Annotated in this window: 22 protein-coding genes and 1 riboswitch; of the genes, 3 read left to right on the top strand and 19 right to left on the bottom strand. The window is 51.6% G+C overall.

The features are described from left to right. Nucleotides 1-36: 36 nt before the first annotated feature. A complete protein-coding gene (gene rlmD, locus ABJ225_RS12215) occupies nt 37-1422 on the bottom strand; it encodes a 23S rRNA (uracil(1939)-C(5))-methyltransferase RlmD (RefSeq protein WP_347320410.1) in 1386 nt (461 codons plus the stop codon). A gap of 15 nt (nt 1423-1437) precedes the next feature. Further along, the gene (locus tag ABJ225_RS12210) at nt 1438-2298 is read right to left on the bottom strand and encodes a DNA-3-methyladenine glycosylase family protein (RefSeq protein ID WP_347320408.1); all 861 of its coding nucleotides are present in this window, start codon (nt 2296-2298) and stop codon (nt 1438-1440) included. A gap of 136 nt (nt 2299-2434) precedes the next feature. On the opposite strand from ABJ225_RS12210, the gene ABJ225_RS12205 reads away from it, so the two are divergent. Further along, nucleotides 2435-2632: a hypothetical protein gene (locus ABJ225_RS12205; RefSeq protein ID WP_048016059.1), complete on the top strand. Its 198-nt coding sequence runs from the start codon at nt 2435-2437 to the stop codon at nt 2630-2632. Nucleotides 2633-2665: 33 nt separating this feature from the next. On the opposite strand, the gene ABJ225_RS12200 is transcribed toward ABJ225_RS12205, so the two are convergent. The 3 genes from ABJ225_RS12200 to ABJ225_RS12190 all read right to left on the bottom strand — a co-directional run bounded on the left by ABJ225_RS12200 (nt 2666) and on the right by ABJ225_RS12190 (nt 3804). Further along, nucleotides 2666-2998, bottom strand: coding sequence for a hypothetical protein (locus ABJ225_RS12200; protein WP_347320406.1), 333 nt, complete (start codon nt 2996-2998; stop codon nt 2666-2668). Continuing rightward, entirely contained in the window at nt 2999-3241 is a 243-nt protein-coding gene (locus ABJ225_RS12195) for a hypothetical protein (protein WP_347320404.1), read from the bottom strand. A gap of 65 nt (nt 3242-3306) precedes the next feature. Beyond that, a complete protein-coding gene (locus ABJ225_RS12190; protein WP_347320403.1) occupies nt 3307-3804 on the bottom strand; it encodes an NUDIX domain-containing protein in 498 nt (165 codons plus the stop codon). Nucleotides 3805-3929: 125 nt separating this feature from the next. Here ABJ225_RS12190 and ABJ225_RS12185 point away from each other — a divergent pair, with 125 nt between their 5' ends. Further along, on the top strand, nt 3930-4871 hold the full coding sequence (locus ABJ225_RS12185; RefSeq protein ID WP_231578704.1) for a 3-oxoacyl-ACP synthase III family protein: 942 nt from the start codon (nt 3930-3932) through the stop codon (nt 4869-4871). On the opposite strand, the gene ABJ225_RS12180 is transcribed toward ABJ225_RS12185, so the two are convergent. The 8 genes from ABJ225_RS12180 to ABJ225_RS12145 all read right to left on the bottom strand — a co-directional run bounded on the left by ABJ225_RS12180 (nt 4872) and on the right by ABJ225_RS12145 (nt 10673). Continuing rightward, a complete protein-coding gene (locus tag ABJ225_RS12180) occupies nt 4872-5276 on the bottom strand; it encodes a cytidine deaminase (RefSeq protein WP_056533258.1) in 405 nt (134 codons plus the stop codon). A 32-nt stretch (nt 5277-5308) separates the two neighbouring features. Continuing rightward, nucleotides 5309-5887, bottom strand: a complete 579-nt coding sequence (locus tag ABJ225_RS12175) for a GNAT family N-acetyltransferase (protein WP_048006920.1) — start codon at nt 5885-5887, stop codon at nt 5309-5311. 25 nt (nt 5888-5912) lie between these two features. Next, nucleotides 5913-6104 (bottom strand): hypothetical protein, encoded by a 192-nt coding sequence (locus ABJ225_RS12170; RefSeq protein ID WP_048006919.1) that lies wholly within the window; start codon nt 6102-6104, stop codon nt 5913-5915. Between the two features lie 93 nt (nt 6105-6197). Next, entirely contained in the window at nt 6198-7010 is an 813-nt protein-coding gene (locus ABJ225_RS12165) for an SDR family NAD(P)-dependent oxidoreductase (RefSeq protein ID WP_347320401.1), read from the bottom strand. Between the two features lie 411 nt (nt 7011-7421). Beyond that, on the bottom strand, nt 7422-7838 hold the full coding sequence (locus ABJ225_RS12160; RefSeq protein ID WP_347320399.1) for a hypothetical protein: 417 nt from the start codon (nt 7836-7838) through the stop codon (nt 7422-7424). A gap of 27 nt (nt 7839-7865) precedes the next feature. Next, nucleotides 7866-9032 carry a M20 metallopeptidase family protein gene (locus ABJ225_RS12155; protein WP_347320397.1) on the bottom strand — a complete coding sequence of 389 codons (1167 nt, stop codon included), beginning with the start codon at nt 9030-9032 and terminating at the stop codon, nt 7866-7868. Between the two features lie 57 nt (nt 9033-9089). Beyond that, a riboswitch (SAM riboswitch) is annotated at nt 9090-9187 on the bottom strand. Nucleotides 9188-9198: 11 nt separating this feature from the next. After that, nucleotides 9199-10038 carry a DUF2785 domain-containing protein gene (locus ABJ225_RS12150; protein WP_347320395.1) on the bottom strand — a complete coding sequence of 280 codons (840 nt, stop codon included), beginning with the start codon at nt 10036-10038 and terminating at the stop codon, nt 9199-9201. A 176-nt stretch (nt 10039-10214) separates the two neighbouring features. Next, complete coding sequence (locus tag ABJ225_RS12145; protein WP_347320393.1) at nt 10215-10673, bottom strand: 2-thiouracil desulfurase family protein; 459 nt, start codon at nt 10671-10673, stop codon at nt 10215-10217. A 210-nt stretch (nt 10674-10883) separates the two neighbouring features. Here ABJ225_RS12145 and ABJ225_RS12140 point away from each other — a divergent pair, with 210 nt between their 5' ends. Beyond that, nucleotides 10884-12059, top strand: coding sequence for an iron-containing alcohol dehydrogenase (locus ABJ225_RS12140; protein WP_347320391.1), 1176 nt, complete (start codon nt 10884-10886; stop codon nt 12057-12059). 40 nt (nt 12060-12099) lie between these two features. On the opposite strand, the gene ABJ225_RS12135 is transcribed toward ABJ225_RS12140, so the two are convergent. From ABJ225_RS12135 to ABJ225_RS12110, 6 genes are all read right to left on the bottom strand, one after another. Beyond that, nucleotides 12100-12510, bottom strand: coding sequence for a DUF4181 domain-containing protein (locus tag ABJ225_RS12135; protein ID WP_347320389.1), 411 nt, complete (start codon nt 12508-12510; stop codon nt 12100-12102). Nucleotides 12511-12726: 216 nt separating this feature from the next. Next, a complete protein-coding gene (locus ABJ225_RS12130) occupies nt 12727-13134 on the bottom strand; it encodes a DUF4181 domain-containing protein (protein WP_347320387.1) in 408 nt (135 codons plus the stop codon). 40 nt (nt 13135-13174) lie between these two features. Continuing rightward, nucleotides 13175-13570 carry a DUF4181 domain-containing protein gene (locus tag ABJ225_RS12125; protein ID WP_347320385.1) on the bottom strand — a complete coding sequence of 132 codons (396 nt, stop codon included), beginning with the start codon at nt 13568-13570 and terminating at the stop codon, nt 13175-13177. 12 nt (nt 13571-13582) lie between these two features. After that, nucleotides 13583-13975 carry a DUF4181 domain-containing protein gene (locus ABJ225_RS12120; protein ID WP_347320383.1) on the bottom strand — a complete coding sequence of 131 codons (393 nt, stop codon included), beginning with the start codon at nt 13973-13975 and terminating at the stop codon, nt 13583-13585. A gap of 11 nt (nt 13976-13986) precedes the next feature. After that, nucleotides 13987-14133 carry a hypothetical protein gene (locus ABJ225_RS12115; protein ID WP_347320381.1) on the bottom strand — a complete coding sequence of 49 codons (147 nt, stop codon included), beginning with the start codon at nt 14131-14133 and terminating at the stop codon, nt 13987-13989. Continuing rightward, nucleotides 14133-14567 (bottom strand): Lrp/AsnC family transcriptional regulator, encoded by a 435-nt coding sequence (locus tag ABJ225_RS12110; protein WP_347320379.1) that lies wholly within the window; start codon nt 14565-14567, stop codon nt 14133-14135. Before ABJ225_RS12110 ends, ABJ225_RS12115 begins: the two co-directional genes overlap by 1 nt. Nucleotides 14568-14616 lie beyond the last annotated feature (49 nt).

The following is a 14616-nucleotide window of genomic DNA, read 5'->3' as shown; positions in this document are numbered from 1 at the left end:
ACAAGAACCGGTTTGGGTTCTTGTTATTTAAAAAAGTTATTTTAATGTTAGTTTTGCTACTACCTCAACATGCGCCGTCTGCGGGAACATATCAACCGGCTGCAAATACTCAACGCGATAGTCACGCTTCAAATAGTCGATGTCCTTCGCAAGCGTGGACGGATTACACGACACATACACAAAACGCTTCGGTTTGACTTCCTTGATGGTATCGAGGAATTTGCGGTCGCAGCCGACCCTTGGGGGGTCGACGACGACGACGTCGGGGCGCCAGCCTTCTTGTTTCCATTTGGGTATGAGGTCTTCGGCGCTGCCTACGTAGTAGTCGGCGTGGTTGACGCGGGATGCTTTGGCGTTCTTTTTGGCGTCGTCGATTCCTTCATTGATGACGTCCATTCCCCGGATTTCTTTGGCGCCGTCTGCGAGCCAGAGGCCGATGGTGCCGACACCGCAGTATGCGTCGACGACTTTTTCGTTGCCGGTGAGGGCTGCGGCTTTCTTGGCTTCGCCGTAAAGCTTGCTCGTCTGGATCGGGTTGAGCTGGAAGAAGGCTCGGGCTGAGAGTTCATACGTGAACTCGTCCAGGCGTTCTTTGATGCTGTCCTTACCTTGAAGGTTGATCGTCTGATCACCGAAGATCAGGGACGTCTTCTTCGGATTGATATTTTGGACGATGGAGACGACTTCCGGCAGGCGCTTGCTGATTTCTTGGACGAGGAGATCCTTTTTCGGGACCTTCTTTTCTGTTGTGACAAGCACGACCTGAACCTGTCCCGTTTCGAATCCAACGCGTGTGACGATCGTCTTGATGATCTGGCGCTTCTGCTTTTCGTCATAGACCGGGATCTTGAAATCATTGATGATGCGGATGATTTCCGTTGTGACCTTGTTCGTCAGCGGATGCTGGACGATGCACTCGTCGATGTCGATGAGCTTGTTGGAATTCATGCTGTAGAGACCGGCGATGGCTTTACCGTCTTGGGTGCCGACCTGGAACTGGCTTTTGTTCCGGTAGTGCCACGGATTATCCATCCCGATTGTCGGGCGGATATCGAGCTCATCAAGATTGAGCTTCGTGTGGCGCTCGAGGGACTGGATCAGGATATCGCGTTTGGCGTCCAGCTGTCCTTGATATTCAAGATGCTGAAGCTGGCATCCACCGCACTGTTCGTATACTGGGCACGGTGCTTTCGTGCGCTGGGGTGACGCTTTGCGGATCTTTTTCACGCGGGCTTCGGTGAATTTCGGATGGACCTTGGTGACTTCCACGACGACTTCTTCGCCTGGCAGGGCACCCGGTACGAAGACGATCTTCCGTTTAAAGAAGCCGACTCCTTCCCCGTTGATCCCGATTCGTTTTATGGTCAGAGGAAACTGCTGTTTCAACTCGATGCGTACTTGGTTTGACTGTTGTTTATTCATCTATTCACGTCCGTTCTACTCAATACTTCTCCACAGATACAGGGAGGCATAGCTCAGGTAAGGGTCCCATGCGGCGCTCATGCGCTCCATTTCCTCGCGCGTCGGCTTCTGTTCCATCCCGAACAGCTTCTTGATGGCGTTCTGGATGCCAATATCCGCCATGGGGAACAGATTCGGCCGCCCGAGTCCGAAGAGGAGGAAGCTCTGGGCCGTCCACGGTCCGATGCCGCGGATCTTCGTAAGCTCCTTGATGATGACTTCATCGGACTCGCGGGCAAGTTCTTCGAGGTTGAGCTCACCGCTTGCCACCTTCTCCCCGACGCCGATCACATACTCCGCTTTCCGCTGGGAAAATTGCAGCTCCCGCAGTTCGTCCGCGGTGAGTGTCGCGATCTTCTCCGGTGACGGATAGAACCAGACGCCGTCCTTCTCGGTCCCGTAGCGGGTGACGAACCGGTGGGTCAGGGTGAAGGCGAACTTCAGGTTGAGCTGCTGATGGATGATGCTCTTCACGATGGTGGCAAATGGATTGAAATCAAGGACGATCGGCGTACCAACATGCTCCTCGAAGATCGGCTTCAGATCCGTCGCAAGGAAGTGGGCTTGGACCTCATGAAGTCCCGTGTGCCACTGGAAGATGCGGGCGATATGGGCCTGTTTTTCTTCCAATTTGTCGTCTCGCTCGAATGATAGGACGAACGCCGGCTCATCCTTTGTCCCGACACCTTTTACCGTGATGACTTCCCCTGTCGGATAATACGGGACCTTTACAAGTCTCGCCTCTCGATCCACAGCATGGAGCGGGTCGATGGACAACCGCTCCAGCACACGGTCGAAGTCATACGGCCCCGGTATCTCGATCCTTGTTTCGCTCATTTGCCTCCCCCTTTCTACATATGCGTATTATAGCACACACCAGTATCCCCTCGCCTGCTCTGTGAAATACCTCTCAAACCCCACCCAAATTCATGTTATACTGTCAAACATAGGAATCTAGCAAGGAGGTTAACGCGTGAAGAAATCAACTTGGATCCTCGCTGTCGGAATCAGCGCCCTCATCATCCTGTCAGGATCTTTCCGAATCTACCAAATCAAAGAAAACTCCAAACAGAATCAGAAAAAAGCAGCAGAATGCGTGGATGGAGGCGGAACCGTCCTTCTCTATGAAGGCTCCATCTTCTCCCTCAGCTCGGTATCATGTGAACAGTAAAAGGATCGCTCCATGGATGGGGCGATCCTTTTGTTATGATGTTTTCTTCAGTTGATGGGCATATTTCAAGGAAAAGTTGACGATCGCGATGTTCCACGCAACGATGGCCAACCCGACCGGAACATAGGGCAGCGTGCGGATAAGGCTTTCCGGCATGAAATACATTTCGCCCTGCGGCATGAAGAAGCTCGCAATCTCAACGTTGTACATACCGGCTGTCATGAGTGCGACACCGGCGAACCCCGACCAAATTGACAGGGCATACGGCTTGATTGTTTTCACAAATTGGGATGCACCGTCGTTTACCTTCTCTGACAAGATCTTTTCCCCTGGAGGATAAGTGGTGCCGTCTTTCTTTCCACTCATCTAGTTATCTCCTTTTTTCAGCTGATGGGCATACTGGACGGTGCAGGTCGATATGGCAAGCAGGATACAAGCTAAGCCAAGGACCGATGGGATGTATGTATTGGTCAACAGGAAGCCCGCTCCCGGTAATGGTGAGGTGAACAGGAAATTCGCTATTTCAACTCCGTTTATGCTAATGATCAAGAGGATAATTCCAATCAGGGCGCTCAAGATGGAAAAACGATACGGCTTTAAGCGGATCATTGCCCCCTCTTTTTCTTCTTGGAGTACCTTTTCCTTAAGTTTTACCCGAACATCTTTCTCCATTTTCATCTCCCTTTCTCTATTTTCCTCCATGCAAGATCCAATATATCCTGATGCAACGGCATCCACCCTTTATAATGATCCGGTGCCTTCGAAGGTTCCATGAAAAGGCGCGCACCTGACTCATGCTCCCCCTCAAACGGATGGATCTTCGTGACTTCCATGACGAAATACACCTGATACCCGACCTTTGGATACGGTCCGTCTTCAGTCCATGAGTCGTTCTCACTATGATCCACCGTGATGTGACCGAGCATCGTGCAGTCGCCTTCTACATATCCTTCCTCCATGGCTTCACGCCTGAAGCATTCTTCCGGCGTCTCCTCGGCTTCCAGATGACCTCCGGGAATATCCCACCCTCTTGAATGGAGATTAACGAGAAGCAGCTTCCCTTCGTAAAAGCAGAACCCATGGGCACTTGTGATGCGCGAGGGATCCGGTAGGGAATCCGATTCTGTCCACGACAGCTTGATCCTTGCACCGCCCCATGTGACATATGTCATGACACGCCCCCCTTTTCATTCTTTCTACTTATACTAATTCCATATTATTCTTTTAAATTCCTTTTTATCCCTGTAATTATGCTAGGATGAATATGTAGGAAAAACTCATGAAATGGGGAATGTGTATGATGGTCAACACGGGAATCCTTGGGATCGGTGTCGATATTCCCGACCGCGTGGTGAATAATGAAGAACTCGGTGCCCGCTTTGGCATGAAAGCCTCTGACATCGAACGGAAGACCGGCATCATCGAGCGCCGCTACCTCAGCAAGGAAGAAACGCTCACAGAGCTGTGCGAGCGGGCCGGAAAACGGGCCATTGAGAACGCCGGCGTCAATGCAGAAGAGATCGACCTTGTCATCATCGCCACGAACACCCACGACACCCACATCACCGCAGCCCTCGTCCAGGACCGGATCGGTGCCAGGAAATGCGCCGGACTCGACCTTCACTCGGGATGTTCAAGCTTCATCACAGGGCTCGCCACCGCCGTTCAGTTCGTGAAGACCGGCATGTATAAGAAATCACTCGTCGTCGCCGTGGACAAGTGCTCCTCCCTCCTCAACCCCGATGATTATAAAACCTCCCTTATCTTCGGGGACGGCGCGGCCGCGGTAATCGTGGGAGAAGTCCCGGAAGGCAGAGGGATCCTCGGCATCACCATGCAGATGGACGGAAGCGGCGGTCACCACCTCCATCTCGACGAGAACAAACATATCAAAATGAACGGCCGGGCCGTCTTCGATTTCGCCGTCGAAAAGTTCCCGGAAGCCGTAAACGAAATCCTTGCCCAGACTGGCCACACCTTAGACGACGTCCACTTCATCATCCCGCACCAGTCCAATCTCCGCATCATCGAAACGAGCATCGCGTCCCTCGGCTATCCGATGGAACAAGTCCACACTCACACGATCCGCTACTACGGCAATTCATCCGCACCCACGATTCCCATCGGACTTCACAAGGAAGTCACTGAAGGCAAAATAAAAGACGGCGACCTCGTCATCCTTGTCGGCTACGGAGCCGGACTCGGATGGGGGGCCGTGGCCCTTCGCTGGGGAAGCTGATCACTCCCCGCGATACGCCTGATACCAATGAAACGGCTGGATTTCATCCAGCCTCTTGAACTCTACATGCCCTTCTTCAGTATAGATCCCTGCCTTCACCTGGGGTCCCCAGTAAAACAGACGCTCCTGGCATACGCCGCACGGAGTAAGGATCTGATACGGAGCATGCTCATCCTCTCGGGCCACACAGATCGTATGCGTCACCTCATCGGCAAACTTATGGGCTTCTAGGATCGCCCCTGTCTCCATGCAGAGCTCCGTTGATGCATTGATCACCTCAGGCGCCACGCTCGTCAACACGCGCCCGCCCTTCGTCATCATCGCCGCTGCCCCGCCCCAACCGGTCGGGTAGCGGGTGTTGATGAGGTCGATGGCTGCTTCGTATAGTTGTTGTTCGGTTGTCATGGTGTAATGCTCCTTTATTCGTTGGTAGTTGTTTAATGTCCTTCGTTTGAGAAGAACTCTTCCCTCAAAATCGAATACTGCTTCAGATCCATCTGCGTCCCCCTCAGATTCATCGCCTGCCGCAGCGTCCCTTCATACGTCATCCCGAGCTTCTGCATCACCCGCTCAGACCCGATATTTTCCGGGAAGCATCTAGCCTGGATGCGGAGGAGATCCATATGCTCGAACCCGAACTTAAGTAGTTCACGAGCCGCTTCCGTCATATACCCTTTTCCCCAATAGGGGCGTCCGATGGTATAGCCGATCTCCGCTGTCCGATGCCGCTCACTCCATGACACAAAATCAATCGTTCCGATGAATTTCCCGTTCTCTTTGCACTCGATCCCCCAAGGGGACACCTCCTCATTCCGGTACGCCTCCAGCGCATAATCAAGGAACTGTCTCGTGTCCTCAAGGGTCTGATGGGTATCCCACAGCACATACTTCGTCACCTCTGGATCAGATGCATACCGGAACATATCGTCAAGATCGGTCGCCGCGATCTTCCTGAGGAGCAGTCGCTCGGTTTCAAATATGGGCGGGTTGCTGTAGATGGATTGGATCGTGGTCATGGGTTTTCCTCCTTTTTGATTATCGTCATTCTAAGCCAAGAAATGTGATCATCACGAGTGTCCATGCGATCAAAGTGAAAGAAAGTGTCAACCAGAACGTGTTGATGGCTGTTTTCTCATCCCTCTTGATCTTTTTCATGATCGTGACGAGATTCAAACAGAATATGATGCTGAGGATCGGTGTCAGGTACATACCGATATATAAGAAGACAATCATTGGTCCCCCCCTTAATGGAATCCATTATCTAGCTGACTATTATTCCATCATTTAACAAAAACAACAAGATGATTTTCAGAATCATCGGTTATTTCAATGGGTAAAGGGGCGGGTTCCGTCAACATCGGTAAATCCATATGTACTGGCCGATTCAGCGACCTCAATGGCCCGTCCGGATAGAGATGCAACATGGGCATCCATAGCCAATGCGACCACTGCGCGCCCAACATAGGCGGTGGTTTCCGTCGCTCCATCTTTCGGTCCGAATCCCGCATCCATGACCCTTTCCGTCCTCATCCAGCCGGGGCACAACGCCACCGCCGACACGTTGTATTCCTTCAGTTCCTTCGCCATCACCAGGGTCATCCGGTTGACGGCATTCATGGCAAGATCATAGTACAAGTTAGCTGAAATCGTATTATCAAGCTGGGCGGTGATGTTGATGATCAGCCCCTTTTGCTGTGGGATCATGAGTGGTACGGCACTCCGGGCAGTGAGAACGTAGGCATGGGCACCCGCACCCATCATCGCATCCCAGTGTTCCTCCGGCCGCTCCCAGAAACGCCGGCCTTCCGTACGGGGAAGCGAGCTTTCCGAACCGCCGAATACGCTGTTGACGAGAAGATCAATACGGCCGTGTTGGTCTTTGATGCCTTCGAATAAACGGCGGACATCGGTTGAGTCGGTATGATCACAGCGAACGGCGATCCCCTTCCCGCCGCGTGCCGTGACCCCTGCGGCCGTTTCTTCGATTGTTTCCGGTCGGTTGTCGGTTGTGGATCCGTGGATGCTTCGTCCCGTCACATAGACAGTGGCCCCAGCTTCGCCGAGCTCGCAGGCGATGCCCCTGCCTGCTCCGCGGGATGCACCGGTGACGACGGCGATGGTGTTTTGTAGTGGTTTCATGGTCAAAATCCCTTCATGTTAGGTGGTTTTGGTTCTGGACGGGTCTTGTGTGGTCACATTTTCGGAAAAACAGGATGAAATGGCGTACTTTCTTCATTTTCCAATTCCTTATATATCCAATTATATCACTCCACCTCCATTTTCTACCGACTTTTAAACTTTTTCTATCAACTTTGGGAAATTTATTATCAACTTTCGAGATTTTACTTCCAACTTTTTTCGGGCTGGCTTTTTTATTTTCAACTCTTCGAGGTTACTGTCAACTCGGGAACGGTACGTCCAACTTCACACGTATATTACCAACTTACGCCCACCTAAGACTCCAAATCTTCCAATCCATCACTCCCCCAAACAAAAAAAAGCCCCGACCGCTTCATAAAAAAATGAAGCTCCGGGACCGTCACCATGTACCTATTCGATATACGTCACGCTGGCCACATACCCATCATTCGCTTCTTCTGCCTTCAACACCCAGTTGCTTGAGAGCAGCTTCTTCAGCTGGATCAGCTCTTCCACGCTGAGGTGCAGTCCTTCGATTCCGTTGTCCAAGTCGGTAAACGGCTTGCGGAATTTCATGCGAAGAAGGTTGCGAAGGCCGTTGTAAGTGACGAATTTGATCTGGTAGCCATCATTCAGGATGCTCTCCAACGCGTCCCGATCCTCGGCGAGTTTCAGCAAAGCATCGAAGTTCCCTTCTGGATCGGCTTCCAACAGTCGCGTTGTATCTCCACTTGCTGCGGCCTCAAGCAGTATCTCGTTGGTGATGCCTTTTTCGCGGAGGGATTCGATGGCGTAGGCGTCCATCATCGTGATTTTGTAGGTTGTCATCTATGTATCTCCTATTCTTCTGTTAAGTTAAAAAACGTAGTGCTCGGCCAGTTTGATGAAGGCTTTGCCCGTGTGAACGAGTGCGCGTTCGTCGATGTCGAAGCGCGGGTGGTGATGGGAGTACTGGGTTGCCAGGTCATCGGTCCGAGATCCGACTCGGAAGAAGGTACCGGGCTTTTCCTGAAGGTAATAGGCGAAGTCTTCAGCGCCCATGGTCGGCTCGGACTCGGCCACAGGTCCAAGATCAGCGAAGAGGCGACGGGCAATTTCCGTTTCCTCCGGATGGTTATAGAGGGCCGGGTAGCCACGCAGATAGTCGATGCTGTGCGTCGCCTTGAATCCGGATGTGATGCCGGCGACAATCGAATGGATCTCTTCCTGGACCTGGTCGCGCACTTCGCCTTCGAATGTACGCACTGTGCCTTCGATGGTGACGTTGTCGGGGATCACGTTGAAGGCGGTGCCGGCTTTGAAAATGCCGATGGTGACGACGGCGGATTTCAGGGGATCGACCTTCCTGCTCACGATCTGCTGGAGGGCGTTGACGACGGTCGTGCCGATCACGAGTGGATCGATCGTCGTGTGCGGCCTTGCGCCGTGACCGCCGAGGCCATTGATGTGGATGGCGAATTTATCGACGGCTGCCATGCGGAAGCCTTCTCCGACGCCGTAAGACCCAAGTGGCAAATCCGATGCAAGATGGGCTCCGAATACATGGTCCACTCCTTCAAGCACGCCTTCTTCGATCATGAATTTGGCTCCGCCCGGCGGTGTTTCTTCTGCCGGCTGGAAGAGGAAGATGAGTGTGCCGTTGATGTCTTGTCCATATTGACTCAGCACCTTGGCAACAGACAAAAGGGCGGACGTATGCCCGTCATGGCCACATGCGTGCATCACGCCGGGATTCTTGGATTTGTACGGTGCGTCTTTTTCATCCGTGATCGGCAAGGCATCGAAGTCGGCCCGGAAGGCGATCGTCTTGCCCGGCTTCGCCCCGCGGAGCGTGCCGGTGATGCCGTTGCCGCCGATTCCGGTCTTCACCTCAAGCCCGAACTCACGCAGCTTTCTTTCGATGAAGCGAGCGGTTTCGGTTTCCTTGAAGGAAAGCTCGGGATTCTCGTGGAGATGCCGCCTCCAGCTTCGGGTTTCTTCAAAGTTTCCTTCAAGTTCTGTATACATCTCTTGTCTCGTCATGCTCTTCCTCCTTCTCTTCATAAAAAAAGACCTCTCCAAGAGGCCTCTTTCATCAGCCTCTTATCGTTCAGACGCAGCGGTCTGCTGGATTTGGCACCGTGGATCCGGTTGCCGAGGCTTCATGGGGCCAGTCCCTCCGCCTCTCTTCATAAGAGCATTGCACTATTCAGTTGAGTTCTTTCAAGACCCGGTCGATCGCATCCCTCAGCTTTGAAAGGGTCGGGTAGTCTTCCAGTTTCATATAGAACGTTTTTGAGAAGGTCTTCACATTGAAAAACAGGGTCCAGTAGGCCTCTTCCTCAAGTTCGGCTTTCTGCTTCTCAAGCATCTCAGGAAGTTTTTCCACCAGCGTTATGACTTCCCCCTCATCCATCCCCTGCCAGATCATCTGGAGGATCGGGACGAGGAGTCGCTCATCTTCATCATGGATATAGGCATGGTGGGACACCAACACCTTTTCCCATAGTGCTTTCAGCAGAACCGGGAACATATCCTGATCCACTTTCGGGTTCAGCACGAGCTCATCCACCATGTCGGCTGCGTGGGCGACACTGTGTGCCCATCCCTTTTCCTCGACGAAGCCTCGCACGTCCTGTTCCTGCTCCAGATATTCCACCGTGATATCGGCTGCTTCCTGAATCTTATCCTCTGATAGGAAATCGGCCTCTTTGTCCCGTCCAAGGACGAGTGCCATGAGGAGGGTCGTGAAGGCGCGCGTGAAGACGGAATCCGTCCCTTCCTCACCGATCCCCTTCATAAGAAGATGATCCATGGAAAGGTCGAGGAGATCCTTCAGGACTTCGGTATGGAGTCTGTCTTCCTCAATGATCAATCGGTAAAAGGTGGTGTAAATCAATTTGTCTCGGAGTACGGGATCCGGCGTCCCGATATGCTCCACCATGGCCAGGAGTACGTCCAGTTGTTTCCCTTCTTCGACATCCCCTTGCTGCAGGAGTGACTTTAATTCTGCTTCAGGTAAGAAGGTTTGACCTGTTACATCGCTCATTCGATTCTCTTGCCCCTTTGTGATCGTATTGCAGTCGAAGGACTGTTCTCTATCTCTACTTTTCTTTCCATACAATACCCAGGACATGTTCCGTTGAAACTGTTCCGCGTCTGTATGTGCCATTACTATTATTCATCGGCTAATCAGCACAGGTGTTTAGCAGAACGATGGTAAATTTACACAAATTCATTCACAGCATCCTCTTCCGACCGAACCTTGATTCCATGTCTTCTCAAGAGTGCGGTTGTCACACCTTCCCCCGGGATCTTCTCTCCGGAAAAATCCCCATTGTAGATTATGGAGCTGCCACAGGAAGGACTGTTTTCCTTCAAGACGATGTCCGTCGCCCCCATCTTCCGGCAGATGGCGAGAGTCTCAGCAGCACCGGCTACATATTGATCCGTCACATCCGCTCCTGAACGGTCCAGCACGCGAGCCGTTCCGTCGAGCACATCCTCACCCGTACCGCCCTGGATCTCGGCAGGCTCACGCGGGGTTTGGAATCCACCCAGAATCTCAGGGCATACCGTGACCGCCTTTCCCGACCTCACCATATCTCCAATCACTTCTTCAAGGCAGTCAGTTCCGTTGTATCGTACCTTCATGCCTGCAAGACATGCGCTTACCACCAGCATGACGATGCGCCTCCTCATGAACAACTATTCAATTCTTATTATTTCAAATTTTCAACCTTTGTACAACAGAAATAAAACTTTTGCCAATATCAGTAATAATGTCTCATGATGATTGCAGAATCGACAGACACCTTCACTTGCTAAACCTTCCGACCCGCGTTATACTTGCACCTTTGATTCTTTAACGACAACTCAGAGGAGGATGACAATATGGAAAACTTTATGTACCATAATCCAACGAAACTGATCTTCGGGAAAGATCAGGTCAACGCATTGACGGACTTGATCCCCCAGTACGGAAAGAACGTCCTGCTTGTATACGGAGGCGGAAGCATCAAGCGCAACGGCCTGTATGATCAGGTGCTGGACATCCTGAAGAACCTTGACGTGAACGTATCCGAGCTTGCGGGGGTCGAACCGAACCCGCGCCTATCCACGGTCCGGAAAGGGATCGACATCTGCCGTGAGGACAACATCGACTTCATGCTCGCTGTCGGCGGAGGCAGCGTCATCGACTGCACGAAAGCCATCGCTGCTGGTGCAAAGTATGACGGCGACGTCTGGGACATCATCAATAAGCAGGTCATCGCTCAGGATGCCCTCCCGTTCGGGACCGTGCTGACCCTTGCCGCAACCGGATCTGAAATGAACCCGGACTCTGTCATCACCAACTGGGAGACGAACGAGAAGTATGTATGGGGCAGCCCAGGTGTGACTCACCCTGCCTTCTCCATCCTTGATCCGGTCAATACGATGTCGGTTCCACGCGACCAGACGATCTACGGCATGGTGGACATGATGAGCCACGTGTTCGAACAGTACTTCCACAATGTAGAGAACACGCCGCTCCAGGACAATCTATGCTATTCGGTCCTTCAGACCGTAATTGAAACAGCGCCGAAGCTCCTTGACGACCTCGAGAGCTACGAGAACCGCGAAACGATCCTGTACTCAGGTACCATCGCCCTGAACGGTACCCTTCAAATGGGCTACTTCGGCGACTGGGCGTCCCATACGATCGAGCACGCCGTCTCGGCTGTATATGATATCCCCCATGCCGGCGGACTGGCAATCCTGTTCCCGAACTGGATGCGCCACGTCATCGACCATGATCCGGTCCGCATGAAGCGCCTCATGCTAAGCATGTTCGATATCGAGACGGAAGGACGCAGCGACATAGATATCGCCCTTGAAGGTGTCGAGAAACTGAGCGCGTTCTGGACCAGCCTCGGAGCACCATCCCGACTCGCCGACTACAACATCGGTGACGACCGCCTCGACGAAATCGCCGGCATCGCCGCCCGCGAAATGGAATACGGAGGCTTCGGTAACTTCAAGAAACTCGGAAAAGAAGACATCCTTTCCATCCTGAAGGCTTCCCTATAAAACAACGAAAGCCCTGTCCGCGTGTGGACAGGGCTTTTTGTCAGGAAATCCAGAAAAAATCCGTGACGTACAGGATCATCATGAAAGATAGCAAATACGCTACGCTCAGCAGTACGCGGATATATTCCTTTCGTTGCTCGGAATACTTCCATTCCATATACGCACGGTACAACTCAGGAATCGTAATGCCCGCAAAAATCGCAAACAGCAGCACGAACCATAACGACTCATCACCGCCCTGAAGGATCATCACCCATATGAACGAGGACATGAGAATACCCAAGCTGACCCAGCACATTATCTTATGCCATTTCCAGTGCGTCTCGTTGTAAAAAGTGGGAAACTTCCTCCGACTCTCAAGATGGAGCCATTTCCCCAGCGCCCACTGCAACACCATGTACAGCGCCGCAAATACCAACAACACGAGCAGTACCAAAGCCATACTCGCCATCGAACAGCCTCCTTGATCAACACATGATGAGCTCACCCAACAAGCATCCCACCAAAAGGGATGAGCGATGAAACTCCATCCATGTATATTCGCCTGCCCCTTGCCTCGCCACGGCACCCCTTAAATAAGCGGAGACCCGTTTTCATGGTGACGAAATGGCTCAAGGTTGATGAGCGGTATTGAAAAAGAGTACATGTCCGACAACTTCCTCAGCCTTCATGCCAGCCCGAAGAAGTTGGTGACGTAAAATGTGAACAGGAATGCCATTATACACCCTGCTGATGCCAGCACCCGAATGTATTCCCTTCGCTGCTCTGAGTACTTCCATTCCATGTAGGCAGTACATAGTTCTTGAAAGCACATTCCCGCAAAGTTCGAAAACAAGATAACCTTCCAAAATGATTCATCGACTCCTCGATCGATACCCCACATGCACCCCACTGCAATGATCAACGCAGATACTAAACGCACCCTAAGGTCCCATTTTTTATGCGTTTCATTGTGAAACGTCCGGTAATGGCTCCTCTTCCCGAGATGGAGCCATTTCCCCAACGCCCATTGCAGGAGAAAGTATACCCCTAAAAACATTCCCAATATGACGATAAGCCAGATCCAGGTTGCCATATAATTCTCCTTCTCCCATTGGTTGATCGTCCATCACGATCTAGCGAACCGCCCAGTAAAAGTTTGTGGCAAATGCCATGATAAAGAATACAACCATGTAGCTCATGGTAATGATCATACGGATATACTCTTTACTCCCATCAGAAAATTTCCATTCCCAATACACACGTAGTGCGTTCTGAAGGATGATACAGACGATGAAGACGTAAGGCAACGCATCACGCATCACCCCACCATCCACAGACATCATAAAACTGATCAGAATGATGAACATCAACACACCACTTGTTTTGATTTCCCAATCCTTATGCTGTTCGTTGTGATAACCCTTCTTCTTTTTTTCAATCTTAAACCATTTACCCAATACCCATTCCAGAAGGAAATAAGTAGTTATGAATACGCCAAGGACAATGAGCATCCTTGTACCGTTTTCCATTTGTAACACTCCTTACAGTATGCTTGTAGATAGAATCGTAAAGAATAGGGTCAGGCCGAACGCCATGTACCCTGTTTCGATAAGCGATCGTACGTATTCGTTGCGCTTTTGGGAATACTTCCAATCCATATACGCCTGGAACAACTCTTGAAAAAGAAGGGCGATTACGGATGAAATATACACGTACATAGGACTGAAATCGTGATAATAACAGACACCTAATAGGATCAACAACAGGACAAGTAACATCACTCTGACGTGCTTATCCCATTGACGATGGCTTTCATTATAATGTTCGCGCATCCGCTTACTGAGACGCAATTTCCTTCTCAGGATTTTTCCCAGAATAAATGAGCCTATAAAGTACAGTGCGATAAACACAAGAAAAAACAAGATTCCGTTCATTCTCTCTCCTCCTACCCCAGAAAAACCCCTATAGCCGTTGCAGCCAGCAGGCTCACAAACACCGACACGCCCCAATCCACTCCCCGTCGCATGTTGAGGAGCATATTCAACGTCCCACTGATGGCAAAACAGATGATAAATCCGAGTATGAATGCCATCACGCTTCACCGACCGTAAGCGGCTTCCCGGAAACTGGGGATGATAGATTCATCATCGTATAGGGCTCGCCGTATTCCATGGCAGCGTCGATGAAATCTTCGAGTTCAGCATTCGTTCCCGTGACCAGCTTCACGAGGTAACTGTATTCCCCCGTGAGCCGGTGGCACTCCATCACATCGGCGTGCTCCCTGCAGAAGGAGCGGAATGCTTTGCAGCGATGGGTCTTCATGAGAATGAATGCCTTGATGGTCTTGCCTACACGGTCGGGATCGACCTTTGCATGATACCCTGTGATGACTCCCTGCTCCTCAAGGCGCATCACCCTCTCCTTCACGGCAGGCACCGACAGCGACACCCGCCTCCCGAGTTCGGTCATCGACAGCCGCCCGTCCTGCTGTAGTTCTTCCATGATCCGACGATTGATTTCGTCCATGATTCGCTCCCACCTTATCTTTTAATCCCGATTGCCAATTCTTCCGTCG

Source organism: Rossellomorea sp. RS05, from assembly GCF_039822645.1.
Taxonomy (GTDB): Bacteria; Bacillota; Bacilli; order Bacillales; family Bacillaceae_B; genus Rossellomorea; species Rossellomorea marisflavi_B.
This window is presented reverse-complemented; position numbering and strand designations above follow the sequence as displayed.